General features: G+C 57.8%; 24 protein-coding genes. 6 read left to right on the top strand and 18 right to left on the bottom strand.

Annotation, left to right across the window (positions count from 1 at the left end; all coding sequences use genetic code 11):
- Positions 1-8: 8 nt before the first annotated feature.
- The 11 genes from GOV90_RS03535 to alr all read right to left on the bottom strand — a co-directional run bounded on the left by GOV90_RS03535 (position 9) and on the right by alr (position 9,822).
- Entirely contained in the window at positions 9-653 is a 645-nt protein-coding gene (locus tag GOV90_RS03535; protein WP_171172813.1) for an SDR family oxidoreductase, read from the bottom strand.
- A 42-nt stretch (positions 654-695) separates the two neighbouring features.
- Complete coding sequence (locus GOV90_RS03530; protein WP_171090404.1) at positions 696-944, bottom strand: hypothetical protein; 249 nt, start codon at positions 942-944, stop codon at positions 696-698.
- Between the two features lie 266 nt (positions 945-1,210).
- Positions 1,211-2,734, bottom strand: coding sequence for an amidophosphoribosyltransferase (gene purF / locus GOV90_RS03525; RefSeq protein ID WP_171090402.1), 1,524 nt, complete (start codon positions 2,732-2,734; stop codon positions 1,211-1,213).
- 653 nt (positions 2,735-3,387) lie between these two features.
- A complete protein-coding gene (locus GOV90_RS03520) occupies positions 3,388-3,981 on the bottom strand; it encodes a CvpA family protein (RefSeq protein ID WP_171090400.1) in 594 nt (197 codons plus the stop codon).
- A 40-nt stretch (positions 3,982-4,021) separates the two neighbouring features.
- Positions 4,022-5,386 (bottom strand): DNA repair protein RadA, encoded by a 1,365-nt coding sequence (radA, locus tag GOV90_RS03515; RefSeq protein ID WP_171090399.1) that lies wholly within the window; start codon positions 5,384-5,386, stop codon positions 4,022-4,024.
- Between the two features lie 122 nt (positions 5,387-5,508).
- On the bottom strand, positions 5,509-6,291 hold the full coding sequence (locus GOV90_RS03510) for a DNA repair protein (protein ID WP_171090396.1): 783 nt from the start codon (positions 6,289-6,291) through the stop codon (positions 5,509-5,511).
- Between the two features lie 150 nt (positions 6,292-6,441).
- Positions 6,442-6,894, bottom strand: a complete 453-nt coding sequence (locus tag GOV90_RS03505) for a paraquat-inducible protein A (RefSeq protein WP_171090394.1) — start codon at positions 6,892-6,894, stop codon at positions 6,442-6,444.
- Positions 6,895-6,903: 9 nt separating this feature from the next.
- Positions 6,904-7,269, bottom strand: coding sequence for a hypothetical protein (locus GOV90_RS21055; RefSeq protein ID WP_171090392.1), 366 nt, complete (start codon positions 7,267-7,269; stop codon positions 6,904-6,906).
- The gene (locus tag GOV90_RS03500) at positions 7,266-8,012 is read right to left on the bottom strand and encodes an ABC transporter ATP-binding protein (protein ID WP_171090391.1); all 747 of its coding nucleotides are present in this window, start codon (positions 8,010-8,012) and stop codon (positions 7,266-7,268) included. Before GOV90_RS03500 ends, GOV90_RS21055 begins: the two co-directional genes overlap by 4 nt.
- Positions 8,009-8,791, bottom strand: a complete 783-nt coding sequence (locus GOV90_RS03495; RefSeq protein ID WP_171090389.1) for an ABC transporter permease — start codon at positions 8,789-8,791, stop codon at positions 8,009-8,011. The genes GOV90_RS03500 and GOV90_RS03495 overlap by 4 nt, the downstream gene beginning before the upstream one ends.
- Positions 8,788-9,822, bottom strand: a complete 1,035-nt coding sequence (gene alr, locus GOV90_RS03490) for an alanine racemase (protein ID WP_171090387.1) — start codon at positions 9,820-9,822, stop codon at positions 8,788-8,790. The genes GOV90_RS03495 and alr overlap by 4 nt, the downstream gene beginning before the upstream one ends.
- Positions 9,823-10,062: 240 nt before the next feature.
- Here alr and GOV90_RS03485 point away from each other — a divergent pair, with 240 nt between their 5' ends.
- A complete protein-coding gene (locus tag GOV90_RS03485; protein ID WP_171090385.1) occupies positions 10,063-10,602 on the top strand; it encodes a GNAT family N-acetyltransferase in 540 nt (179 codons plus the stop codon).
- 37 nt (positions 10,603-10,639) lie between these two features.
- Here GOV90_RS03485 and GOV90_RS03480 read toward each other — a convergent pair whose 3' ends face one another.
- The 7 genes from GOV90_RS03480 to GOV90_RS03450 form a co-directional block, all read right to left on the bottom strand.
- Entirely contained in the window at positions 10,640-11,686 is a 1,047-nt protein-coding gene (locus tag GOV90_RS03480; protein ID WP_171090383.1) for a Hint domain-containing protein, read from the bottom strand.
- Between the two features lie 121 nt (positions 11,687-11,807).
- Positions 11,808-13,298: a replicative DNA helicase gene (locus tag GOV90_RS03475; protein WP_171090381.1), complete on the bottom strand. Its 1,491-nt coding sequence runs from the start codon at positions 13,296-13,298 to the stop codon at positions 11,808-11,810.
- Positions 13,299-13,523: 225 nt separating this feature from the next.
- The gene (locus GOV90_RS03470; RefSeq protein WP_171090379.1) at positions 13,524-14,204 is read right to left on the bottom strand and encodes an orotate phosphoribosyltransferase; all 681 of its coding nucleotides are present in this window, start codon (positions 14,202-14,204) and stop codon (positions 13,524-13,526) included.
- A gap of 137 nt (positions 14,205-14,341) precedes the next feature.
- The gene (locus GOV90_RS03465) at positions 14,342-15,523 is read right to left on the bottom strand and encodes an ammonium transporter (RefSeq protein WP_171090377.1); all 1,182 of its coding nucleotides are present in this window, start codon (positions 15,521-15,523) and stop codon (positions 14,342-14,344) included.
- Positions 15,524-15,711: 188 nt separating this feature from the next.
- Complete coding sequence (locus tag GOV90_RS03460; RefSeq protein WP_171090375.1) at positions 15,712-16,194, bottom strand: CinA family protein; 483 nt, start codon at positions 16,192-16,194, stop codon at positions 15,712-15,714.
- The gene (locus GOV90_RS03455) at positions 16,191-16,688 is read right to left on the bottom strand and encodes a phosphatidylglycerophosphatase A (RefSeq protein ID WP_171090373.1); all 498 of its coding nucleotides are present in this window, start codon (positions 16,686-16,688) and stop codon (positions 16,191-16,193) included. Before GOV90_RS03455 ends, GOV90_RS03460 begins: the two co-directional genes overlap by 4 nt.
- Positions 16,685-17,815 carry a bifunctional 2-C-methyl-D-erythritol 4-phosphate cytidylyltransferase/2-C-methyl-D-erythritol 2,4-cyclodiphosphate synthase gene (locus tag GOV90_RS03450; protein ID WP_171090371.1) on the bottom strand — a complete coding sequence of 377 codons (1,131 nt, stop codon included), beginning with the start codon at positions 17,813-17,815 and terminating at the stop codon, positions 16,685-16,687. The genes GOV90_RS03455 and GOV90_RS03450 overlap by 4 nt, the downstream gene beginning before the upstream one ends.
- A 181-nt stretch (positions 17,816-17,996) precedes the next feature.
- On the opposite strand from GOV90_RS03450, the gene dusB reads away from it, so the two are divergent.
- The 5 genes from dusB to GOV90_RS03425 all read left to right on the top strand — a co-directional run bounded on the left by dusB (position 17,997) and on the right by GOV90_RS03425 (position 25,226).
- Positions 17,997-18,980, top strand: a complete 984-nt coding sequence (gene dusB, locus GOV90_RS03445; protein ID WP_256367919.1) for a tRNA dihydrouridine synthase DusB — start codon at positions 17,997-17,999, stop codon at positions 18,978-18,980.
- Entirely contained in the window at positions 18,977-20,065 is a 1,089-nt protein-coding gene (locus GOV90_RS03440; RefSeq protein ID WP_171090367.1) for a nitrogen regulation protein NR(II), read from the top strand. Before dusB ends, GOV90_RS03440 begins: the two co-directional genes overlap by 4 nt.
- The gene (locus tag GOV90_RS03435; protein WP_171090361.1) at positions 20,065-21,432 is read left to right on the top strand and encodes a response regulator; all 1,368 of its coding nucleotides are present in this window, start codon (positions 20,065-20,067) and stop codon (positions 21,430-21,432) included. The genes GOV90_RS03440 and GOV90_RS03435 overlap by 1 nt, the downstream gene beginning before the upstream one ends.
- A 123-nt stretch (positions 21,433-21,555) precedes the next feature.
- Positions 21,556-23,820 carry a PAS domain-containing sensor histidine kinase gene (locus tag GOV90_RS03430; protein WP_171090359.1) on the top strand — a complete coding sequence of 755 codons (2,265 nt, stop codon included), beginning with the start codon at positions 21,556-21,558 and terminating at the stop codon, positions 23,818-23,820.
- Entirely contained in the window at positions 23,817-25,226 is a 1,410-nt protein-coding gene (locus GOV90_RS03425; RefSeq protein ID WP_171090357.1) for a sigma-54 dependent transcriptional regulator, read from the top strand. The genes GOV90_RS03430 and GOV90_RS03425 overlap by 4 nt, the downstream gene beginning before the upstream one ends.
- The last annotated feature ends 3 nt before the right edge of the window (positions 25,227-25,229 follow it).

Here is a 25,229-nt window from a genome sequence, read left to right as displayed (position 1 = left end):
GCCATTTCCTATAGCAGTGCCAGAATGCGCGCGGCTTCGTTTGCCGTGCTGTTCAACGCGTCCCGGTCTTCTCCGGGGTGAAACCGTGCGCGCACGGCGGTGGGCATAGGCGCAGGTTCGACAATTGAAACGCGTGGGCCGGTGCGTTCAGTTTCCGCGGCCCAACTGCGGGCCAGGGCCATCTGCGCGGCCTTGGTGGCCCCATAGATGCCATAGAACTTCTCGCCGGCCTTCGGGTCGTCAAAGAACACCGCGTGGCCGTTTTCACCCAGCAGGGGCGTAACGTAGGGGATCAGAACCGAGGTCGCATTGGCGTTGGTGTTAACGGCCTTTGACCACTCTTTCGGATCAATGAAATGAGTTGGTGTCAGGGCCGAGGTATGGATCGCCGTGTGCAACCAGAGATCCACCTTACCCCATCGGTCGTGAATCCCTCTGCACAAGGTTGCCATGGCATTTGGATCGGTGATGTCCATAGGGGCCAGCGTTGCCGAACCTCCCTTGGCCTTGATCCGGTCGTCCAACTCTTCCAGTCCGCCAGTGGTTCGGGCGACTGCAACTATGTGATACTCGGGCGCCAACGCTTCGGCCAGGGCAGCGCCCAACCCGCGGGAGGCCCCGGTGATAAGGGCGATTTTGGTCTGATCGGTCATGGCTGCGGTTTGTACCCCTGCGCGCGGGGCGTCAAGTCGCGATTAGCTGCCGGGAATGGTGATCCGCTTGGTCTGGCCGCTTTGTCGCAGCATAATGCCATGTTCATCAATCGCAACAACCGTACCCGAAGCAACTCGGCTGCCGGTTTTCACCTCTTTCACGCGCCCCGATGAAAGCCGCATAAGGGCCCGCAGATCGGCTTTTGGCCCAAAGACCCCAAGAACCGAAACGGAATTCTTCTTTAACGCGCCACGCTGGGTGGCTGCGCTTTTGACTTTTGTATTCGACATGATCTGCGGCCTGGACCGTAGCCCAAACCCCTTTGTAAGTGAGTGGTGCGGGCCAAATATCAAAACCGAAACGGAAGCTAAAGCGCATCACACACTGATGTCATCGAGACAAACGTGCCCTACAAAAAAGCCCTTGAGATCACGCAGCATTCACCGCTGAGTTGTGGCAAAAACCCACTCATTACAACGGTTCGAAACGAATGCAGTCGCCAAGCTGATAAAGCGAATCATTCGCCGTTAACGTGGGATGGTAAAGGTAAACCCGTTTAACCAGACGCCAGCTTTGCTGCGTTCCACGACCCGCCGGGTACCTGCATATCTGCACGTTTCTGGCTGACGCGGCTGCTGTTTTCCAGATTGTCCAGATAATCCTCGCTGACGCTGCCGGTAATATAGTTTCCGTCAAAGCACGAGCAGTCAAAGGCTTCGATCTCGGGGTTGCCTTCTTTCGCGGCCCAGATCAGGTCATCCAGATGCTGATAGAACAGCGCGTCCGCGCCCAATTCTTCCCGGATTTCTTCGATCTCTTTGCCGTTTGCGATCAGTTCGGCCTTGGTCGGCATGTCGATGCCGTAGACGTTGGGATATTTCACCGGGGGTGAGGCGCTGGCGACATAGACCTTTTTGGCACCTGCGTCGCGGCACATCTGAACGATCTTTTTAATTGTGTTCCCGCGTACGATGGAATCGTCGATCAGCAGAACACTGTGACCATCAAATTCCAGCGGCACGGCGTTCAGTTTGCGGCGGACGGATTTCTGTCGCTCTGCCTGACCCGGCATGATGAAGGTACGCCCGACGTAGCGGTTCTTGACCAGACCTTCGCGATAAGGGATGCCTGTGATCTTTGCGGCTTCCAACGCCACGGGGCGGGCGCTGTCGGGCACCGGTATAATCCGGTCGATTTCCAGGCCGGACTCCTGAATCTGTTTGGCCAGTGTCTGACCCATGCGCATCTGGGTCTTGTAGACCGAAACACCGTCAAGCAGTGAGTCCGGGCGGGCCAGATAGACATACTCAAAGATACAGGGTGTCAGCTTGCCTTCAACTGCTTGAAATTCGTGCATGTTGCCGTCCAGATCGATCAGGATCGCTTCACCCGGACGCAGGTCACGCAGTTTCTCAAAGCCATTGATGCCAAAAGCCACATCTTCCGAGGCGAACGCATAATCATCCCCTGCGCCATCCACAGTGCGTTTTGCAACCGACAAGGGGCGAATGCCAAACGGATCGCGGAAGGCTAGCATCCCAACGCCTGCGACCAAGCAGATCACGGAATAAGCGCCCTGAACCCGCTCCATCGTCATCTTCACACCTGCAAACAGGTTGCGGATGGGTTCTGCATTGCCGTTCACCTTGATCGCGTCAGCCACTTTGTCGGCCAGCACGTTCAACAGGATTTCTGAATCTGACGTGGTGCGCAGGTGACGACTGTATTTGCCTGTAACCTTTTCGCGCTGTTCAGCGGTGTTTGTGATGTTGCCGTTGTGAACAAGATAGATGCCGTATGGCGCGTTCACAAAGAACGGTTGCGCCTCGGCCGCGCTAAGCGAACCTGCGGTGGGATACCGGACATGGCCCATGCCAACATGGCCCAGAAGGGTTTCCGCGTCCTGAGCGTTGAATACATCTTTGACCAGACCGTTGGCCTTCTTTTCGCGGAAAAACTCGCCATTGAAGGTCACGATCCCCGAGGCATCCTGACCCCGGTGCTGCAGCATCAGCAGCCCGTCATAGATCTCGGCAAACACATCATGTGTCCGGCTTGCGATTCCCAAAATCCCACACATTTACGGGGCTCCAACTTCTATGACGATTTGATCTGAGGACTGACCGCTTTACGGCTTCGGACAATCTGTGACGCGTGCGCGGGTGTATTTGAGGCAGAAGAAAGTGACGCCAATAGGGCGACCATCATCACGACCAGCGCGCATTCATACAGAAACAACAAGATCGGTGGCTCCGATTCCGTGGCGGGTTGGCCTCCACATAAAGCCTAATGGCGTGGCTGTCATCAAAGGATCACATTTACCAATTGCCGCAGGCTGAAATTGTGCACAACGGCTGATGTTCGGGAAACGGATGACATGTGCAGTCATATATGCTGTCATGCGCATGAATATGTATAAGTCTGGATTGGAGAAACACCCAGAGGATCCGAATGTGGCAACATAAGTCTCAGCAAAAGAAACCGGAACGGGTCAAGCAACGGTGCCATCGATGCCGGGGCATGGGGCGCGCGCCCTGTCAGATCTGCAACGGCGCAGGTGAAGTTGTCAAAAGCCGCGATATTCTTGGCAAACCGATCTCCAGCCGGTGTGATGGGTGTTTTGGATTAAAAACGATCAAATGCACTGTATGCGGCGGCGAAGGTTTCACCTGACCCACAAGAAAAAAGCCCGGTCCGAACCGGGCTTTCGATGAAACATGGATTGGGCGGTGTTTAGCCTTCCGCAGGTGCAGTGGTCTCAGGCTGGGTGTTGCCTGCGGTACAGCTGGCCACCAGTTCTTCGTATTGTGCGGTAACCCAGCCCAAAGCGGCCTCGGGGTTTTGTTCTTCGATCTGACCGCTGAACTGCTCAAACACCTTGGCCGAGCGGCTTTCGTCGACAATTGTGTACGACTGACCGGTCATAACGGTGTCGTAGACAAAGAAAGCGATCGCAACCAATAGGATGCCCCGCGCGATGCCAAAGAACAGACCAAGCGCCTGATCCAGACCACCCAAAGCCGAGCGTTGCACCAGTGACGAAAACAACGGCGTGAAAATGCTGACCACGATCAGCGCCACAGCAAAGACTGCAGCAAAGCCGGTGATGACCGAAAGCTCGCAACTGTCGCGCAGGAAATCTCCGACTACGGGGATCTCCTTGACCAGTGGGACGGCCTGCGGAGCAAAGATGAACGCCAGAACAGCCGCTGCGACCCAGCCAGCGATGGCCAGAACTTCGCGCATGAAACCACGTGAGTAGGCCAATAAGCCCGATAGCACGATGACCAGGGCGACGACCCCGTCAATTATTGTAAAACCTTCCATGGCCCTCGCCTGTTCGTTTTCTGCCCCTCAAGGCGCGACTTTAACCTGCTCCGAAGGTTTCGCCAACAAACCCAACCAAATCAGAGGGTCGGGTGAGTGACAGACCTGCCACAGTGCCGGTTTTGCCACCTGCCGGAGCAATTGCCGCTGTGAAACCAAGTTTTTGAGCTTCTTTCAACCTGTTTTCTGTCTGCGGAGCGGGTCTAAGTGCCCCTGATAGCGAGATTTCTCCGAAAACGACGGTGTCGGCGGGCAGGGCGGTGTCTTCACGCGCGCTGAGTAACGCTGCGGCAACCGCGAGGTCGGCGGCGGGTTCGCTGACCTTTAGCCCCCCGGCCACGTTTAGATAGACATCAAGGCCAGCAAACGGGATTCCGCAGCGCGCCTCGAGCACGGCAAGGATCATGGCCAGCCGCCCGCTGTCCCATCCAACGACCGTGCGACGGGGCTGGGAATGGGGAGAAGGGGCGACAAGGGCCTGCAATTCGACCAGAACGGGGCGGGTGCCTTCAATGCCTGCAAACACAGCAGAACCGGGGCTGGGCGTACCGCGTTCCGACAGGAACAGGGCCGAAGGGTTCGTGACCTGAGCCAACCCTTTGCCCGTCATCTCGAACACACCGATCTCATCAGCGGGGCCAAAGCGGTTCTTGACCGCGCGCAGGATGCGGAACTGGTGGCCGCGTTCGCCCTCGAAATACAACACAGTGTCGACCATGTGTTCGACCACGCGCGGGCCCGCGATCTGACCTTCTTTCGTAACGTGGCCAACCATGATGATCGAAACGCCATGTCGTTTCGCAAATGTGGTCAATTCATGGGCTGCGGCCCGGACTTGTGATACCGATCCGGGCGCGCTGTCCACGTTGTCGGCCCACATGGTCTGGATCGAGTCGATGATCGCCAGACCGGGCTTTTCAGCCTCAAGCGTCGTGAGGATGTCGCGCAGGTTGGTTTCTGCGGCCAGTTGGACTGGCGCGTCCTCAAGCCCAAGGCGACGTGCGCGCATCCGGACCTGTGCGCTGGCTTCCTCGCCCGAGACGTAGATGGTTTTGACGCCAGCACGCGCAAACCGGGCAGCAGCCTGCAATAGCAGCGTGGATTTACCGATGCCCGGATCTCCGCCCACAAGAAGGGCAGAGGCCGGGACCAGACCACCGCCCAATACCCGGTCAAGTTCTTCCACGCCGCAAAGGGTGCGGGGCGGTGGGGTTTCCTCGGTCGACAAATCCGTGAGTGCAATGGACTGGCCGCGTTTGCCGCCGAGGGATTTCTTGGTCGGGCCAGCCGAAAGGGGCACGTCTTGAACGATGGTGTTCCATTCGCCGCACGCGTCGCAGCGTCCGGACCACCGCGTATGTGTTGCTCCGCAGGCCGAGCAGGAGAAAGAAGTCGTTTTTGCCATGCGGCCTTTGGTGCCCGAGCTTGGGCGGTTCTTCAAGCCCTTGCGGGCTCTCCTCACCGCCGGTGGCGCGCTGCGGCCTCAGGCCCAGAACGGGCCATCGCCCACAGCGGGCGCTGACGCGCCTATTCCGCCGCCCGAGGGGGGGACATCGCAACCACGCTGGACGCTTTTGAGGTGCTGTCTTTGCGTGGCGTTTGCAACTGAGTCGACAGTTCGGGCAAAAGCTCGAACAGTTCATCCCGCAAGCGTGCCAATTGCGATTTGGCGATGGTCTCTTCCATTTCCACGTCGCGCGTCCATTGGCGCAATTCGTTTTGGATGACCTGAGCCTCTTCCAAACGTTGCTGGAACAGCTCAATCTCTTGCTGCCGTTGTTGCAGGAACATTTGCGCCCGTTCGACCCGAGCGTCGCCATAGGTTTCGGCCAATTCCTGGCTGATCTGGCTCATCTGCGCAGCCAGTTCCAGAATCTCTGGTTCCAGCGTTTGCAGATCAGGGTGCTGGCGCAGAAACGCCATACGCTCTTTGACCGCGTCGAACTCGGAAGACATCATGAACAGCCCGCCTCGGTCAGCGGCATGGGCCATCTGATACGCGTTCGCGATGTCATACATGTTGAGGGCAAATTTGCGATGGTTGTTCTCCAACGCCATCATTCGCGCATTTGCCGGCAGATAAAACGCCAGCATGAGAATCAGTGCGGTCAGCCCGATCTGGATGAACATCCCGACATCCGCCGCCGGTTCGTCGCCGAATCCGGCCTGCATTGAAAGCCAGGGCAACACGCCCAAAACGGATAAAATCGTGGTTGAAACGGCCAGCAGGGCCGCCATGCAGATCAGTAAAAAAGTCAATCTTAAAAAGACATTCTGACATTGCAATGTGATGTTGTGGAGGGCGGCCATGATCGTCGAACTCCTTTTTCAAACCGGAACACACCGGGCCGAAGCGGAGGAAGATCAAACAACTTAGGGCGATCCGCTGCGGACCCGAAAACTACAAATCTTAACTGCTCGAAATATAAAGATGATACTTAGATATGTGTTTTCAATCAATTAGGTCTGAGGTTTTCGTGAACCAGATGTCATCTCTGTAATATGACCCAGTGCGATCGAGGCCAGAATGCAGGCCGTGAACAGGTAAAGACCCCATGCGGTTTCGATGGTCGCGTAAGAGATTCCTTTGGCCAAAGTGATGTAAAGAGCGATCAGGAAAATGTCGGCCATGGCCAGTTTGCCCAGGATGTTGAGCGCAGGCTGGACGCGGGCATCCAGCAGGTTCCATTGGATCAGCGCAGTGCCGACGGTTTTGATGTACGGGGCGAAGAGCGCGAAGATGGTGACGATCAGCGCGAGGAAGACGTCGGATTTCCAAAGCGACTGGAGGCCGGTGATGACGCTGATTTCGCTGAGACCGAAGATCGGCAGGAACCCCGCGCGCATCAGCGGGGCGAACCATGCGATGGGGTATAGGATCAGGAGCGAGAGGGTGGCGAGGCGGAGGGTCATGTTGATTTTTTATATGGAGAGAGTGTGAAACAAAACCGGCGTTAGGACCAGAAGAAGCAAGACCACACCAATCGCGATATTCCAACGCCATTTATTTGCCACTTTGGAAAGCAGACTCCTATGCAATAGTACAAATCCGGCCATGATACCGATCAATTCTATGAGGTTCGATAGCCACTCGGCTTGAGGGAATGCAAGTTCAGTCAAGTATGCAAGGAATACACCAATCAGACACACTGCGGCAGTAACATACAGGGGTTTTTGAAACAAAATGCCCTCGCGGAGTCTGTCCGCAGCGAACCAAGCAATCATAACAGACAAACCATAGAGAGCTGGCAATACCGAGAAATCGAAATTCCCCCAGCCAATGCTCACCGCACCGCCTCAATCGGCCCCTCTGCACTCCCGCTAATGAACTGCTCGACATAGGGATCACCCGAGGCATCCATCTGCCCCACGGGACCGGTCCACTGGATGACGCCTCCGTGCAGCATGGCGACGTTGTCGGCAATCGCACGGACCGAGCTCATGTCATGGGTGATGGTCATCGCGGTGGCGCCCATCTCGGTCACGATTTCGCGGATCAGATCGTTGATGACGCCGGACATGATCGGGTCAAGACCGGTGGTGGGTTCGTCGAAAAAGATGATCTCGGGCTCGGCGGCGATGGCGCGGGCAAGGCCGACACGTTTTTGCATCCCGCCCGACAGCTCTGCCGGAAAGCGGTCGGCGACGTCGGATTTTAGGCCCACACGACGCAGTTTTTCGATGGCGATTTCGCGCGCTTCTTCGGTCGGACGTTTCAGAGACCCACGCAGCAAGCGGAAGGCGACGTTCTGCCAGACGGTCAGTGAATCAAACAGGGCTGCCCCCTGAAACAGCATCCCGAACCGGGCCAGAAACGCGTCGCGGTCGACTTTGCTGGCGTCTTTGCCGTCCACATAGATCATGCCGCTGTCCGGGTGGATCAGGCCAAGGATACATTTCAGCGCCACCGACTTCCCGGTGCCCGACCCACCGATGATGACCATCGAGGTGCCCTTTGGGATCTCAAGGTTAAGACCTTGCAATACGTGGTTGTCGCCAAAGGCTTTATGTACGTTCTCCATCCGGATCATAGCGAGAAGAATACCCCTGTGAGAACGAAATTTGCAGCCAGGATCAGCACAGCTGCGGCCTCGACCGAGCCTTTGGTGGCGCGGCCCACGCCTTGCGCGCCGCGACCGGAATTCATGCCATAGTAACAGCCCATGATGGCCGCGATCAGGCCAAAGGCCGCGCCTTTGACCAGTGATGAGACGATGTCGCGGGTTTCAAGGAAATCCACGGTGTTTTTCAGATAAGCCGCCGGGTTGAAGCCCAGGTTTTGAGTGGCAACCGTGTAGCCTCCGGCAATGCCGATGATGTCACCCACCGCGACCAGGGCGGGCACGGTAATCAGCGCGGCCAAGACGCGGGGCGCAGTCAGGTATTTCATTGGGTGGGTCGACAGCGTGACCAATGCGTCGATCTGTTCGGTCACTTTCATCGTGGCGATTTCGGCCGCGATGGATGAGGTCACGCGGGCGGCAATCATCAGGCCGACCAGCACCGGGCCAAGCTCTCGTACCATGCCAATGGCGACGATCTGAGGCACCACGGCTTCGGCGTTGAAACGGGCGCCGCCTGCGTAAATCTGCAGCGCCAATGCACCGCCGGTAAAGATCGCGGTCAGGCCAACCACGGGCAGGGACAGCCAGCCGATGTTCAGCAGCGCCATTCCGAACTCGCGCGGATAGAAGGGCGGGCGCAGAATGTGTGAGATGGCATCCAGCGCGAACAATGCGACACGGCCAAAGGCCGCAAACAGGCTTAGTACGGCGCGGCCCAGCCCCCCAAGCGCGTAAATTGGGTTCATTCCACATAGCCCCGCGAATAGCGATTGCCCAAGGATGTCAGGATCTCATACCCAATCGTTCCGGCAGCTTCGGCCAGATCGTCGACGGTCTGATGGCCGTTGAGAATACGCAGGCGTTCCGGGTCATGGGGCAGATCGGTCACGTCCACGGTGATCAGGTCCATCGAAATCCGTCCGACCACCGGGCAGGGCTGGTTTCCGGCAAATGTGTCAATCCCACCACCGATGGCGCGATGCAGGCCATCCGCATATCCCGCAGCAACAGTGGCGATACGCGACGGGCGGCGCGCCACCCAGCTGTTGCCATAGCCAACCGTTTCTCCGACCTCCAGTTTACGCACCTGGATGACGGGCAGATCAACGGTGACAACCGGTTTGGCACCGGCAAAGGGCAGGCCACCATAGAGGCCGATGCCCGGACGGCAGAAATCGAAATGGAATTCTGGTCCCAGAAACGTGCCTCCGGTCGCGGCCAGTGACCGCGGTGCGGTGACGCCGTCGGTCATCTCGCGGAACGTTTTCAACTGCTGCTGGTTCATCGGGTGATCCGGTTCGTCCGAACAGGCCAGATGAGACATGACCACCGACGGGTTCAAAGCCTCAGCCTTTGGGCGCAGTTCCGCCCAGTCGGCGGGCTCAAGCCCCAGACGGTTCATGCCGCTGTCCAGCTGAATGCCAAATGCGTGATCGGGCAGGGCTTGAAGGTGACGCTGGAACTGTTCGGCCGAGTTGATCAGGGGGGTCAGGTCGTGCGCGCGCAACAGATCTGTGTCGCCTTCCATATGCCCGGAAAAGACACCGATCATCGGGCCTGGACCCACGGCCTCGCGCACCGCAGCGCCTTCCTCGGCGGCGGCGACAAAGAACTTGCGAACGCCTTCTTCGGCCAGCATATCGCTAACCGGCCCGGCCCCCAGCCCATAGGCATCGGCCTTGACCACAGCCCCGGTCTCAACCCCGGTCTTCGCATCAAGCGCCCGCCAGTTGCTGGCCAACGCCTGAAGATTGATCGTCAAACGTGCAGTACTCATGGAACTGTTCATGACATTGCGCCGTCCAAGGTCAAGAGGGAATGGCGCATTTCCGTAACGTATTCCGTTGCCACGTTGCCGCAATCGACGAAAAGTGCCGAAAACCAAGAGATTTTGGCGGTTTGTCGCTGTACAGGATCGGTTTTGGGATTGTCTTCACATTGATGTTAAAACGATCTTGAGAGTGTGATCGTTCCATCGCAATACACTCGGGACCGCAGCAGTAGGAGTACGCAAATTATGGAGTTTTCGACGGGGCTAACACCGGATCCTTCTACTTTGGTGCAGTTGTTTGCGGATGTTTTTTCAGCATCCGAAGGAGAGGATGAAGGCGCGCTGATCGGCGCGTTTGTGCAAGACCTGATCGAAACCACCCCACCTGAGGATCTGGTCGTGTGCACAGCACATCGCGATCACGAGTTGCTGGGATGCGCCATCTTTTCTCGGATCGTGTATCCACAGGATACGCGTTCTGTGTTCATTCTGTCACCGATGGCCGTCACCACCGGCAGCCAGAAAACCGGTGTTGGCCAAGCGTTGATTTCCTACGGGCTGGACCAATTGCGGGCCAAAGGTGTGGATGTTGCTCTGACCTACGGTGATCCGGAGTACTATTGTAAAACGGGGTTCACGCAGATTACTGAGGACACTGCGCAACCGCCACTGTCGCTGAGCCATCCGCATGGGTGGTTGGGGCAAGCGTTGAATGGTCGGGAACTAACGTCACTGACAGGCCCGTCGCATTGCGTGGCTGCGTTGAATAATCCAACGCTTTGGTGACCCTCAATAAGCTGAAGCCACGCAACGGGATTTGCCTTTAGAACAGAGGTTGATCAAGCATCGCCTTGCTGTTGCGTATGTGGCGGGCAACCAGTGTCTTTTGCCGCCGCCCGCTGGGGATATGGCAAGCAGGTGCCATTTCTTGATCACTGATCAGGGACGGGAACAGCTTGAGCAGTTCCTGTTGCGCTTCTGGTGAAAGCGATTTTAACGCTTCTGGTCCAGTAAAAAGGCTTTCACTTGGCGCGCCTTCGGCAAACAGAACAACGTGACGCTCAAAAATGAGGTGATGATAGGTCACTTTGGTCGCTAAATCGTCGACGTAGATGCCAGGCAACTCGGTCAATCGAATGGCCGAGATCAAAACGTCTCGCGTTGCAAACATCCGCTGCGCAATGGCCGAGCGGACCAACATCCGATGTTGGCGCGATACAATCAGGTCACGGCGCGGTAAACCATGACCCAATGAACCAGCCATGATGCAGACCGGGTAGAGCTCTGGTTTCTTCAGAAGATCCGCGTGTCGTAGGGTCCGTGACAGGCGCATTCGTACCGTTTCCAGGGTGCCATCGGTTGTCATGACGCGCATTCCGGGTTCGATATCCTGAATGAGGACCTCGCCCTGATCGGTCAGAATCAACGTGTCCGAGGTGAAACAAGGGGCGCCGGGACTTGGATTTGGATCCTGAACAAAATTCACCCCATCGGTTGAGGACAACGAAGACGTATCATCCGTGCCATTGCTGCCGATCTGGGTTGAGGTCTGACCGTTGGCCGGACCCTGGGTGGCCGTTACCTGCGCATCGAAGGACACAAAGCTGAGAACCGAACCGTTGTCGGACAATGAGACAGCGCCCAATCGGTTGATACGGGCCGTGACCACGTAATAGTCGAAGCCGCCCACCGTCGTCATTGTCGCGGTGTCGACATCTGTGGAACTGCGCACTGTGCCATTTGAATTATAGACATCAACCTGAAGCCCGGTGACATCCGTTCCGGTCGGCACACGGACTTCAATGAAATCCCCGTCCGGCGCAAAATTCGGGCCGTTCCGATACCTGATTTCCGAGATGATCGCGGGCAAAACTCGGGGTCTCCGACCAGTATGAGCGTGCTGTGCAGGTTAACTTTATCTACCTTAACATAGCCTAAAAACTACGCCACCAGTTCGACCAGCGGCGTACCCATTGTCAGAAGCAGTGTGATCAGTATCCCTCGATCTCGCCGCCCTGTTGCCAGGGTTTAACAAGATTGCCAAAGCGGGTGAATTGGGCTTCGAACGAAAGCTCGACCGTGCCGATCGGACCGTGGCGCTGCTTGCCAACAATAACCTCGGCCTTGCCGTGCAGGCGTTCCATGGCCTGCTTCCACTCTTCCATCTTTTCCAATTCGTGATCGCCGGGTTTTTCGCGCTCTTTGTAATATTCCTCGCGGAATACAAACATCACCACGTCCGCATCCTGTTCGATCGAGCCCGATTCACGCAGGTCAGACAGCTGAGGGCGCTTGTCGTCACGGTTTTCCACCTGACGGCTCAGCTGTGACAGCGCGATGACCGGGATGTTCAATTCCTTGGCGATGGCTTTCATGCCCATCGAAATTTCAGCAATCTCGTTTACCCGGTTGTCTGACATACCGCGGCAAAGCTGCAGATAGTCGATCACCAGCAGGTCCAGCCCATGCGTCCGCTTCAACCGCCGCGCGCGGGCGGCAAGCTGTGATATCGGCAGGGCAGGCGTGTCGTCGATGAACAGGGGGCAAGCTTCCAGTTCCTTGGCTGCATCGACGAAGCGGCGGAACTCGGCCTCGGTCATGTCACCCTGACGGATCTTGTGGCTGGAAATCTCGGACGCTTCGGCCAGCACACGGCCCGCCAATTGCTCGGCGCTCATCTCAAGTGAGAAGAACCCGACCACACCACCGTCAATCGCGCCTTCTGATCCATCCGGCTTCTGTCCGCGTTTGTAGGCTTTGGCCACGTTGAACGCCACGTTCGTCGCCAGCGAGGTTTTCCCCATCGACGGACGTCCGGCCAGAATGATCAGGTCAGAGGGGTGCAGGCCACCCAATTGCTTGTCCAAGTCGGCCAGACCGGTGGATATCCCCGCCATGCCGCCACCACGCTGGTAGGCTTCATTGGTGACGTTGACGGCTTCTGTGACCGCCTTGAGGAAGGATTGAAAACCTTGTTCGGTCTGGCCCTGCTCGGATAGCTGATAGAGCTGCTGCTCGGCCTCGACGATTTGTTCTTTGGGCTCACTGTTGACTTCGACCCGCGCGGCCTTGTCCGAGATATCGCGGCCAAGACGGATCAACTCGCGCCGAATGGCGAGGTCATAGATCATCTGGGCGTAGTCATGCACCGCGAAGGCACTGATCGAGGCCCCGGCCAGCTTGACCAGATAGGCCGGACCGCCCAGTTCTTTCAGACCCTCGTCTTCGCCCATGAACGATTTCAGCGTGACAGGTGACGCCAGCGCGTTCTTGGCGATACGGGCGGCGGCGACTTCATAAATCCGGGCATGGACCGGATCATAGAAATGCTCGGCCCCGATAATCGAAGCCACCCGGTCATACAGATCGTTATTGGTCAGAATCGCGCCCAGCAATTGCTGCTCGGCCTCGATGGAATGCGGCATGGTTTCCGCGTTTTGAATCTGCGCCGCTGCCTGCTCGATACTGCTGATCTCGTTCATCTTGTCCCCGCTGCCCGTTAGGGGGTTTTACACGCGAAACGCCACCGCAAGCTATCTGGAAATACCTGTGGCTAAGTTGGGGTAAAGCCTAGGGATAACTTTCCGGACCGTTTGGATACCTGCGTATGCGTAGCTTATTATGTATGAAATGAGGGAAAAGTCACCAGATATCGTGGCCCATGCCCCGATTCTTGTGCACTTATCCCCAATTTGCCCACAAGAGGTTTACGTGGATTTATTGGCTTCTTGCCAGCCACGCGGATCGTTCAGGAACGCCTCAACACCGTCAAGTGTCTCTTGGTCAAAGGCTTTCTGTGCCTTGGCCTCGGCAAGAACGTCCCACCATGTGCACAGCGAATGCAGCTTTACGCCGTGGTCGCCCAGCGTCTTTTCGGTTTCGGGGAAAATGCCATAGTAGAAAATCACCGCAGTATGCCCGCAGGTCGCGCCGGTTTCGCGGATAGCGTCCACAAAAGACAGCTTGCTGCCACCATCGGTGGTCAGGTCCTCGACCAGCAGCACACGCTCGCCTTCGCTCATCGCGCCTTCGATGCGGGCGTTGCGACCATAGCCTTTGGGTTTCTTGCGCACATAGGTCATCGGCAGCGCCATGCGTTCCGCCACCATGGCAGCAAAGGGGATGCCTGCCGTCTCGCCGCCTGCGATGTTGTCGAACGCTTCGAACCCGGCATCGCGCATTACGGTCACGGTCAGGAAGTCCATCAAGGTCGACCGGATGCGCGGGTACGAGATCAGCTTGCGACAGTCGATGTAAGTCGGGCTGGGCAGTCCGCTGGCCAGCGTGAACGGCTCGCGCGCATTGAAATGAACGGCCTCGATCTCCAGCAGCATTCGCGCGGTCAGGCGGGCGATTTCGGTGCTGTCGGGAAAGGAACTGGGGATCATGGCGCAAACCTCGGGGCTGAATACACGTTGCGGGCTGATAGCCCGAGCGCTGGCCCAGAGTCGAGAGGGTCGCAAAAGAAAAGCGGACCTCCAAGAGGTCCGCTTTTCGCCCTTTCGGGCAGAGCGCCAAGGTGGGCTTAGCTGCTCATGTCGTAGGCGCGTTCCCCGTGTACCGAAAGATCGAGCCCATTTGTTTCGGTTTCGGCGTCTACGCGAAGCGGGGTGATAAGTGCAACCACCTTCACCAACACAATCGTAACAACTGCCGTAAAGACACCCACGATCATCAACCCGCCCAATTGCGCGGTCCATGTGCCAAGGCCAAAAGCAGCGATCATGATGGTGCCTAAAATGCCGCCGACGCCATGCACCGCAAAGACATCCAGTGTGTCGTCGATGTTCAGCTTGTTGCGGATGACACTGACGGCTTCCTGACACAGGACACCGGCGACCGCACCGATGATCAGCGCTTGTACCGGACCCACAAAGCCGGATGCCGGGGTGATCGAGGCCAGACCGGCAATGGTTCCCGTGACTAGACCAACCATCGAAGCCTTGCCAAAGCGGATACGTTCCCACAGGGCCCAGGTCAGCGACGCGGTTGCGGCGGACAGATGCGTGACGGTCATGGCCATTGCGGCGCCGCCATCTGCGGCCAGCTGTGATCCGCCATTGAAGCCGAACCAACCCACCCACAACATCGCAGCACCAACCATGACATAGCCGGGGTTGTGCGGCGGTGTGGTGCGATTGCGGCGCGGGCCAAGTATGACGGCGATGATCAGAGCGGCCAGACCCGCAGTTTCATGGACAACGATTCCGCCCGCAAAGTCGCGTACACCGATCTCACCCAGAATACCGCCATCAGCCAGCATTCCGCCGCCCCAGATCCAATGGACGACCGGCGCGTAACAGAGCAGCATCCAAAGGGCTGAAAAGGTCAGGACAAAGCCAAAGCCAACACGTTCGACATAGGCGCCAACGATCAAGGCCAGTGTGATGATCGCAAAGGTCATCTGAAAGGCGAAGAACAGGATCTCGGGCAGGGTACCCGCAAGGCTATCGGCATCAACACCGTTCAGGAACGCTTTGCCCAAACCACCCCAAACCCCGCTTTCTCCAGGACCAAAGGCGATCGAGTAGCCCGCAACCAGCCACAAGATGCTCATCAAACAGGCAATTGAGAAGCAGTGCATGAACACGCTGAGCACATTTCGGGCACGTACAAGCCCACCGTAGAACAGCGCAAGGCCCGGCAATGTCATGAAAAGGACCAGTGCGGTTGCAACGATGATCCAGGCTGTATCGGCTCCATTCATGGGCCGCTCTCCTTTCCCCTGCGTTTGGTCAGGAGGCTGTTCGGCAGCTCTCCGGACCCGTGTGAGTGTGTGCGCAGCCTTGAAACCGAGGGGGAGTGAGGAAAAAAGAGGCAGACCTGCAAAAGGCGCTTAAAATGTCGCCTTTTGTTCAAGTGATGACAGTTTCCGCATCTTTTGGTGCGGAGTGCCTAAATAATGGGCGCTTGTGAAAGTTCGTTTTTGAGCAACTCTAACGCGTGATCCCGCGCCGCCAGACGCACAGCGTCCCGACCCAACGCGCCAAATTCTATGGTTTCGGTCTGCGTGTCCCGGCCGTCGCGGGCCAGTCCGAAACACACGCGCCCTTCCGGTTTGAACTCGGATCCGCCCGGTCCGGCAATGCCGGTGATCGATACGGCAAGCTGCGCCTGAGAATTGCGAAGGGCTCCGTCTGCCATCTCGCGGGCGACCTCCTCTGACACTGCGCCATGCGCGTTCAGCGTCTCGGCCAAAACGCCCAGCATGTCCTTTTTGGCTGCGTTGGTGTAAGTGACAAAGCCCCGGTCAACCACAGCGGAGCTGCCGGGAATATCGGTCAGGGCCGCAGCCACCATCCCGCCCGTACAGCTTTCAGCCGTGGCGATCATCACGCCCTGCGCCTTGGCAAGATCCAACAGCTTGCTCACGTTCACAGACCCAGTACTCCGTGTGCTATTCCCGCCATTACCATGACGCCGATCGCTGCGAAAACGCCGGCGATGACGTCGTCGAGCATAACGCCCATCGGATCGCCACGCCTGTCAGCCCAACCAACGGGGCCGGGTTTGGTGATGTCGAACAGGCGGAACAGGATGAACCCAGCCACCCAACCGGGCCAAAGGGCGGTAATGTCGATCCCATGGGCCCAGGACGGGTAAGAAATTGCCCAAAGCGCGATGAACTGGCCTGCGACCTCATCAATGACGATTTCTGACGGGTCGTGATCATCTTGGCCCTCGGTCATCACGCGGGTTGCCCAAAGGCCGCCAACAAAAACGGCCAGTGTTGCAAGTGCCAGCAGGGGAAACCCACCCAGCGTATGCAACACCCAAGCCATCGGTAGCGCCGCCAGGGATCCCCAGGTGCCTGGGGCAGGGCGTAAATAGCCGACACCACCCACGGTGCCGATCACCTGCGCCGCAGTCATGCCTTCACCAAGCAGGCTGTGGCAAGCGAGGCGATCCCTTCGCTGCGACCAGTAAAGCCTAAACGCTCAGATGTGGTGGCCTTGACCGAGACCTGATCTGCGCTTAACCCCATGATTTTAGACATTTCAGCGCGCATGGCAGCGGCATGAGAGCCTATCTTTGGATACTCGCAGACCAAGGTGCAATCGACATTCGAAATGCGGTATCCCATCTGCCAGGCCAGCTCGACCGCATGGCGCAGAAAAATCTCGCTGGCTGCACCCTTCCATTGCGGATCTGAGGGCGGGAAGTGTTGACCAATGTCACCCTGCGCCAAAGCGCCATAGATCGCATCGGTTACGGCATGCATCCCAACATCTGCATCCGAGTGCCCCTGCAATCCGCGCCCATGAGGCACCTTCACGCCGCACAGGATAACGTGATCCCCTTCGCCAAAACGGTGCACGTCGTACCCGTTGCCAAGCCTTACATCCATATCCGTTCCCATTATCCGTTCCGCCCGGGCAAAATCCTCGGGTCGGGTGATTTTCAGATTGTCTGCGTCGCCGGGGACAATGCAAACATCAAGGCCTTCCGCGCGGGCGACCTCCACATCATCCGCCGCCTCGCCCGAATGGGCCGCGTGGGCAGCAGTGATAGCGTCATAGTGAAACCCCTGCGGTGTTTGCGCGGCGTAGAGGCCATTGCGGTCCTGCGTGCCCGTTACGGCGTTGTCTTGCCCAACCCACAGTGCATCGGTGACAGCAAGCCCCGGGGCGGCCGCCTGATGCGTTTCCAGCGCGGTCAGCACGTCCTGTATAATGCGCGATGAGACACAAGGGCGGGCCACGTCGTGGATCAGAACATGTTGAACACCCAATCCTTCTACGGCCTTCAGTCCGCCCCGGACCGAGCTTGAGCGATCTGATCCGCCAGATGCGAGGATCAGATCTGAATTGCGAAACTCTTCCCATGCGGGGGTGTCTTCGTCAGAAAGCACCAGAACGATGTGATCCACCTGTCCGCGAAACTGCTCGATCGTCCAGTCGGCCACACGACGCCCCGCAAGGCTGCGCCATTGCTTGGGCACGCCGCCTCCGGCGCGCAACCCGCGCCCCGCGGCGACTATAATGGCGGCTGTGGTCATGTCTCGGGCGCTCCTTCGTCTTGGCTGTGTTTAGGCGGCGGTGAAAGCAGAGGCAATCACCCAAGGTAAAACGATTAAAAAATAGGCATGTGATGATTTTGCGGGCTTGTTTCACGCCATTTTGTTGTTCATATGCGCGGAATTCGATATCAAATCAGCAACTGCCCAAGGATTAAGCACGTTGACCCTTCACCTCGCTGACAAGGAAGTAAACCCACCAGTATTGCTGGCCCCGATGGCCGGAATCACGGATCGCCCGTTTCGCGATCTGGTGATGCGGTTTGGTGCCGGCATGGTGGTAAGCGAAATGGTTGCCAGCCAGGAGATGGTGCAAGCCAAGCCTGGCGTGCGCGAACGTGCGGAACTGTCTGCGGATGTCGAAAACACTGCTGTGCAATTGGCCGGGCGCGAGGCGCATTGGATGGCTGAAGCCGCTCGTCAGGTCGCCGACAGGGGCGCACGGGTGATCGACATCAACATGGGCTGTCCCGCCAAGAAAGTGACCAATGGTTATTCTGGTTCGGCGCTTCTGAAAACGCCGGATCATGCGTTGACCCTGATCGAAGCCGTGGTCAGTGCCGTTGATGTGCCGGTGACCTTGAAAACCCGGCTGGGCTGGGACGACTCTCTGCTAAACGCACCAGACGTGGCGCGACGGGCACAGGACGCCGGTATTCAGATGGTCACGATTCATGGGCGCACGCGATGTCAGTTTTACAAGGGCCATGCCGATTGGCGGGCGATCCGAACTGTGAAAGAGGCCGTGTCGATTCCAGTCGTTGCAAACGGCGATATCGTGGATACCGCGGCCGCGCAGACTGCGCTGGATCAGTCGGGTGCAGATGGGGTGATGGTTGGACGCGGCGCGCAGGGCAAGCCCTGGCTCTTGGCGCAGATATGCCATGACCTATTCGGGGCAGAGGCCCCTGAGATTCCGGTCGGCGCGGACCTGATAGACATGGTGCAGGCGCATTATCAGGCGATGCTGTCCTTCTATGGGGCGGATCTGGGCCCGCGCGTCGCCCGCAAGCATCTTGGCTGGTACATGGATGAAGCCGGGACGCCAGCGCCTTTGCGGCGGGCCGTTCTGACCTCACGCGATCCAAACGAAGTGTTGCGCCTGCTGGCGGATGCATTGAGTGAGACGGGCGAGGTGGCGGCATGAACTCGAACGCCAGCATCTGGAACTCATTGCCCGTTCCGGCCTTCATCATTGATCCGGACGATCGCATTTCTGATGTGAATGCGGCAGGTGAGGGGTTTTTGAACGCGTCCCGCAAGGCTGTGATCGGCCATCCCGTGTGGGATCAGATCGCAGTAGATGCACCGCTTGAAGAGGCTTTTGAACGTGCACGGACCTATGGCACGCCTCTGTTTGTAAACGATGTTGACGCCGGATCGGGAAATCGTGCGCCGTTGCAATGCGCGTTGCAGATCGCGCCGTTGGTTGGGTATCCGGGATCGATGATCATGATCATCTCGCCACGCGAATTGTCGGGGCGGATGACACGAGGCAACACCGTAAAATCGGCGGCTCAATCGGCTATCGGCATGGCCGAAATGCTGGCGCATGAAATCAAGAACCCTTTGGCCGGGATCACGGGTGCCGCGCAGTTGCTAAGCATGAATATCCCGGCGCAAGATCTTGAACTTACGGACCTTATCGTGGCTGAAAGTCGCCGGATCGTGAAGCTGTTAGAACAGGTCGAGCAATTCGGAAACTTGCAGAAACCCGACTTCAAACCTGTCAATATCCACGATGTTTTGGATCGCGCCCGCCGGTCTGCATTGCTGGGGTTTGGCGCGGATATGACGATCATCGAAGACTACGACCCGTCCTTGCCGCTGGCGTTCGGAGACCCGGATCAATTGTTGCAAGTGGTGCTGAACCTGCTCAAGAACGCGTCCGAGGCTGCCGGGCCAAAAGGCGGAACTATTCGGCTAAGGACCTATTTCGAACACTCTTTCCGATTGCGCCGCAGCGATGGGTCCGGCCATTCGCTGCCTTTACAGATCGAGATCATAGACGACGGTCCGGGGCTGCCCGAAGACATTCGCGGCGATATCTTTGATCCGTTTGTTTCAGGCAAAGAGAACGGCACCGGCCTCGGACTGGCGCTGGTGAGTAAGATCATATCGGACCACGACGGCTGGATTTCGGCCGATTCTGTGCCCGGGCGAACCGTATTCAAACTGTCGCTGCGCCGCGCACCGCGCGAAGACGCCGAGCACAAAAAGGAGACCACCTAATGGATGGCACAGTACTGGTTGCGGATGATGACCGCACGATCCGGACCGTTTTGACACAGGCCCTGACGCGTGCCGGGTGCAAGGTACATGCGACATCGTCTCTGACCACGTTGATGCGCTGGGTCGGCGAGGGCAAGGGCGACGTGGTGATCTCGGACGTGGTCATGCCCGATGGCAACGGGTTGGAAATGCTGCCAAAGATTGCCGAAGATCGCCCGGGTCTGCCTGTCATTGTGATTTCAGCGCAGAATACGATCATGACGGCGATTCAGGCCGCAGAGGCGGATGCCTATGATTACCTTCCCAAACCGTTCGATTTGCCGGACCTGATGAAGCGAACCGCACGTGCGCTGGATCAGAAACAACGTGCGCAGCCAGAGCCTGCCGAAGCAGATAGCGAGCGCCCGGACGAGCTGCCTTTGGTTGGACGCACCCCAGTGATGCAGGCCCTTTACAGGCTGGTTGCTCGGGTCATGAATACCGATCTTTCAGTGATGATTTCTGGTGAAAGCGGCACGGGTAAATCTTTGATTGCGCGCGCTATTCACGACTTTTCTGACCGTCGCACCTTGCCGTTTGTCACCGTTACAGCGGCTGAATTGCGGGATCTGGAAGGCCCCGCGCGTGTTTTGGCACGGGTACGCGGCGGCACGCTTTTGATTGATGAAATTGCCGACATCGATGATGAAGTTCAGGCCCGGATCGTGCGCATGATGGATACGCCTGGCGATCACGTTCCGCGTTTCATGGCCACCAGCCAGTCGGATTTGACCGAAGGCATGGAAACCGGACGCATTCGTCAGGATCTGTATTACCGATTGTGCGGCGCCACCATTCATGTGCCGTCTCTGCGCGAAAGAGTGGACGACATTCCGCTTTTAGCCGAGCATTTCTTGGCCCGCGAAGAACGTGAAAGTGGAGCAAAACGTTGGCTCAGCCCCGAAGCGGTGGAACTGGTTCGCCGCTATTCTTGGCCCGGTAACGTCAGGCAGTTGGAAAACGCGGTGCGCAGATTGGGTTTGACCAGCCGCGCGGATGAAATCTCGAAAGCCGAGGTGGAAATGGTTCTGGGCAGCCAGCCCGAGGCGGAACCGGTTCTCAGCGGCGGCGAGCGTGAAAAACTGTCAACCTCGGTCGAGCGACATCTGCGGCGGTATTTTGACCTGCACGGCAATATTCTGCCGCCGCCGGGCTTGTATCAGCGCATTTTGCGCGAGGTTGAGGCACCGCTGATCGAAATTGCACTGGACGCAACCGGCGGAAATCAGGCGAAATGTGCCGATTTGCTGGGAATCAACCGAAATACGTTGCGAAAAAAGATTACGGACCTCGATATTCAGGTGACACGCCGCCGCAAACTGATGTAATATCGCCACACAAACCGTGGCATCCCGGCATCTGTTGGGAAAAGATCACGATATATGGCGGTAAGCCGCAAACGCGGCACATCAGGATGAGGGCAGACGGTGGCAACCCGAGCACAGAGCGGGATGATCCCATCGATAAGTCGATGGCGTAAATCACGAAAACTGCGCAATTTCGGTACCTTTGGGCTGGTCCTTTTGGGGCCAATTCTTGCGCTGGCAACCTATCTGGTCATTGGTCCCTTTGATCTTGGCGCAACGGCACCAACCCTGCGGCTGATTCTGTTGGCAGACCTCGTCTATGTACTTGTCGTCGCGGCACTGGTGCTGAGTCAGGTCGGCAGCTTGATTGCGGCGCGCAGGGCCAAGTCGGCGGGTTCGCGCCTTCATTTGCGTTTGATCGGGGCTTTTACACTGCTGGCGCTGGTGCCGACCGTAACCGTGGCGATTTTTGCCGGGCTCACGGTGAATATCGGCCTTGAAGGCTGGTTCTCGGACCGGGTTCGGCAAGTGGTGGGATCGTCACTGACAGCGGCAGAAGCTTATGAACAAGAACACCGCCGCGGGTTGGTTCAGGACGCCTCGGTGCTGGCGCGGTTCCTGGACAATGCGCGTTCGCTGGATTTCTACATCTCGGATGCTGAACTGCGCGAAGTGTTGGCGCAGGGGCAGGCTCAGATCCAACGCGGATTGCGGGAAGCTTATGTTATCGACGGCAGCGGCGAGATCAAATCGCGCGGCGATCGGTCATATCTGTTCAACTACGAAGCACCCACTGCGGAACAGATGGCCGAGGCCACTGACACAGGGCTGCTGATCATAGCTGACTGGCCTAACAATGAATTCCGGGCACTAGTTCCCCTGACAGCTTATCTGGACCGTTACCTTTATGTCAGTCGTGAGGTGGATGGGCAGTTGCTGACCCTGCTGGATGACACCAAGGAAACGGCGCAGTTCTATCAACAACTCGAAAGCGAACGGGGAAGGGTGCTGTTCGAGTTCGGCCTACTTTATCTGGGCTTTGCATTGATCCTGATCCTTGCTGCAATGTCATTGGGTATGTGGTTCGCAGAACGTTTGTCGCGCCCGGTTGGTCGGTTGACGACAGCGGCACAACGGGTCGGGGCCGGGGACCTGAGCGTTCAGGTTATAGAAGAGGCCAGCGATGACGAGATCGCCATGCTGGGCCGGTATTTCAACCAGATGACCCGGCAACTGAAAGGGCAGCGGGACACGCTGCTGGAAAACACACAGCAAATCGAAAGCCGCCGCCGATTGTTCGACTCGGTTCTGAGCTCTGTCACATCGGGTGTTGTCGGCGTTGACCCCGAAGGCTGCGTGACCTTTGTGAACCGCTCGGCCGAACGGTTGCTGGACTGGTCGCGGGGAGAAGAGCACCTGGCCATTGGCATCGCGGTGCCAGAGTTTCTGCCTCTGTTCGAAAGCCTGAAAGACAGCGGGCAGGAGGCAGTCCAAGGAGAGGTCAAAGTCACCCGCAAGGGTCGGTTGGAAAACCTTCTGGTACGCATGGCCATCCGGCGCGGTGAAGATGGGGGGCTGGAAGGCTATGTGGTCGCATTTGATGACGTGACCGATCTGGTCAGTGCGCAGCGGATGGCGGCGTGGGGCGACGTTGCCCGCCGGATCGCCCATGAGATCAAGAACCCTTTGACCCCAATTCAGCTGAGCGCAGAGCGCATCAAACGCAAGTTTGCGCGCAAGCTGGACGAAGAGGATTGCGAAAGCCTCGAGTCGATGACAGGCGTCATTGTGCGCCAGACCAACGACCTGCGTCGCATCGTGGACGAGTTTTCGAAATTCGCGCGGATGCCCGAGCCTGAGCGCCGCGAAGAAAATGTGGTCGAACTCGTGCGTGAAGCGGTTGTATTGCAACAGGCAGGGCAACCGGATGTGCAGATCGACGCGGATTTACCGCAGCACCCCATCATGGCTGATCTGGATGCGACGATGTTGCATCAGGCCCTGACGAACCTCATTAAAAACGCCGGAGAAGCGATTGGTACCCTTAAAGAAAAAGGGGCGCCGGAAAATCTCAAGCCACAGATAAAAGTGGCAGTTTCCAGTGATGATGCGGGTACGGTCATCACCATTGCAGATAACGGGATCGGTCTGCCCGAGGATCGGGCGCGACTGTTTGAACCCTATGTGACCACACGCGACGAAGGGACGGGGCTGGGCCTGCCCATCGTCAAGAAGATCATCGAAGAACACGGCGGAGCGCTGACGCTTGAGGACGCGCCCGTCTTTGACGGACAGGACCATTTTGGCGCGATGGCCGTAATCCGTTTGCCGGGGGCCAATATGTCCTCGACCGTTGCGCCAAAGAAGCAGGCAATTAGAACCAACAAACTGAAAGCAGGCCAAAGATGAGTGACATTCTGATCGTAGATGACGAGCGCGATATTCGCGAGCTGGTGTCCGACATTCTGGAGGACGAAGGCTATTCAACCCGGCTGGCGGCCAACTCAGACGAGTGTATGGCGTCCATCAATTCCGAACCGCCGGGGCTGTTGATCCTTGATATCTGGCTGAAAGACAGCCGCATGGATGGGATCGACATTCTGAAGGCGGTGAAACGCGATAACCCGGATGTGCCGGTGGTGATCATTTCCGGGCACGGCAACATCGAAATCGCTGTAGCTGCTATCAAGCAGGGCGCTTACGATTTTATCGAAAAGCCCTTTAATATTGACCAGTTGATGGTGGTGATCCGCCGCGCGATGGAGACCTCTCGCCTGCGTCGCGAGAATGCGTCGCTGAAGCGCAAAGAGGTCAACAACTCGGACATGATCGGCAAATCCGCGTCGTTCCGGGCCATGCAGGGTCAGCTGGACAAAGTGACCAAATCAAATGGTCGCGTGATGCTGAGCGGTCCTGCCGGGTCGGGCAAGGAAATCGCAGCGCGCTATATCCATGCGCATTCCAACCGCGCAAACGCGCCCTTTGTCACCGTGAACTGTGCCGGGATCGAGCCTGAGCGCGTGGAAGAGGTATTGTTTGGCCGGGAATCCGCCGAGCGTGGCGTTGAACCCGGATTGCTGGAAGAAGCCCATGGTGGTGTGGTGTACTTTGACGAAGTGGCGGATATGCCATTGGGCACGCAATCCAAGATCCTGCGGGTGTTGGTGGATCAGCAATTTCAGCGTGTGGGCGGCTCCGACAAGGTGCGTGTGGATCTGCGGGTTATCTCGTCCACCAACAAGGATCTGGACGAAGAAATCGCAGCCGAGCGTTTCCGCGAAGAGCTGTATCACCGATTGAACGTTGTGCCGGTTGCGGTTCCTTCGCTTGAAGATCGCCGCGAGGACATTCCGGTTCTGGCCCAGCATTTCATCGAAATGTGTAACGAAACCCAAGGTTTGCCGATCCGTGAACTGTCGGAAGAGGCCGTCGCTCTGTTGCAGACGATGACCTGGCCGGGGAATGTGCGTCAGCTTAAGAACCTGATCGAACGGGTTTTGATCCTGGGCGACGGAACCGGCCCGATCGAAGCGCGCGAGCTGCCAAGCGAAGAGGAAAAGACCGAAGATTCGGGCCGCGTCGTTCTGTCGGGTGCGCTGGCGACCTTGCCACTGCGTGAGGCGCGCGAAGCGTTCGAGCGAGAGTATCTGCTGACCCAGATCAATCGCTTTGGCGGCAATATCAGCCGCACGGCCAGCTTTGTCGGGATGGAGCGCAGCGCGCTGCACCGCAAGCTGAAGTCGCTGGGCGTGGTGACGTCGAACAAGTCCGGTGCACGTGTTGCGCAAATCGATGAGCCGGAACCGGCGGAGTAATCC

The sequence above is a fragment of the Ruegeria sp. HKCCA5929 genome (genome assembly GCF_013034525.1).
Classification (GTDB): domain Bacteria; phylum Pseudomonadota; class Alphaproteobacteria; order Rhodobacterales; family Rhodobacteraceae; genus Ruegeria.
Note: the sequence above shows the minus strand (reverse complement) of the source record. Positions and strands in the feature narration are given on the sequence as shown.

Coding starts and splice junctions, on each gene's coding strand:
- GOV90_RS03535 (WP_171172813.1), bottom strand. CDS start 653: ATGACCGATCAGACCAAAATCGCCCTTATCACCGGGGCCTCCCGCGGG.
- GOV90_RS03530 (WP_171090404.1), bottom strand. CDS start 944: ATGTCGAATACAAAAGTCAAAAGCGCAGCCACCCAGCGTGGCGCGTTA.
- purF (WP_171090402.1), bottom strand. CDS start 2,734: ATGTGTGGGATTTTGGGAATCGCAAGCCGGACACATGATGTGTTTGCC.
- GOV90_RS03520 (WP_171090400.1), bottom strand. CDS start 3,981: ATGGAAGGTTTTACAATAATTGACGGGGTCGTCGCCCTGGTCATCGTG.
- radA (WP_171090399.1), bottom strand. CDS start 5,386: ATGGCAAAAACGACTTCTTTCTCCTGCTCGGCCTGCGGAGCAACACAT.
- GOV90_RS03510 (WP_171090396.1), bottom strand. CDS start 6,291: ATGGCCGCCCTCCACAACATCACATTGCAATGTCAGAATGTCTTTTTA.
- GOV90_RS03505 (WP_171090394.1), bottom strand. CDS start 6,894: ATGACCCTCCGCCTCGCCACCCTCTCGCTCCTGATCCTATACCCCATC.
- GOV90_RS03500 (WP_171090391.1), bottom strand. CDS start 8,012: ATGATCCGGATGGAGAACGTACATAAAGCCTTTGGCGACAACCACGTA.
- GOV90_RS03495 (WP_171090389.1), bottom strand. CDS start 8,791: ATGAACCCAATTTACGCGCTTGGGGGGCTGGGCCGCGCCGTACTAAGC.
- alr (WP_171090387.1), bottom strand. CDS start 9,822: ATGAGTACTGCACGTTTGACGATCAATCTTCAGGCGTTGGCCAGCAAC.
- GOV90_RS03485 (WP_171090385.1), top strand. CDS start 10,063: ATGGAGTTTTCGACGGGGCTAACACCGGATCCTTCTACTTTGGTGCAG.
- GOV90_RS03475 (WP_171090381.1), bottom strand. CDS start 13,298: ATGAACGAGATCAGCAGTATCGAGCAGGCAGCGGCGCAGATTCAAAAC.
- GOV90_RS03470 (WP_171090379.1), bottom strand. CDS start 14,204: ATGATCCCCAGTTCCTTTCCCGACAGCACCGAAATCGCCCGCCTGACC.
- GOV90_RS03465 (WP_171090377.1), bottom strand. CDS start 15,523: ATGAATGGAGCCGATACAGCCTGGATCATCGTTGCAACCGCACTGGTC.
- GOV90_RS03455 (WP_171090373.1), bottom strand. CDS start 16,688: ATGACTGCGGCGCAGGTGATCGGCACCGTGGGTGGTGTCGGCTATTTA.
- GOV90_RS03450 (WP_171090371.1), bottom strand. CDS start 17,815: ATGACCACAGCCGCCATTATAGTCGCCGCGGGGCGCGGGTTGCGCGCC.
- GOV90_RS03440 (WP_171090367.1), top strand. CDS start 18,977: ATGAACTCGAACGCCAGCATCTGGAACTCATTGCCCGTTCCGGCCTTC.
- GOV90_RS03435 (WP_171090361.1), top strand. CDS start 20,065: ATGGATGGCACAGTACTGGTTGCGGATGATGACCGCACGATCCGGACC.
- GOV90_RS03430 (WP_171090359.1), top strand. CDS start 21,556: ATGATCCCATCGATAAGTCGATGGCGTAAATCACGAAAACTGCGCAAT.
- GOV90_RS03425 (WP_171090357.1), top strand. CDS start 23,817: ATGAGTGACATTCTGATCGTAGATGACGAGCGCGATATTCGCGAGCTG.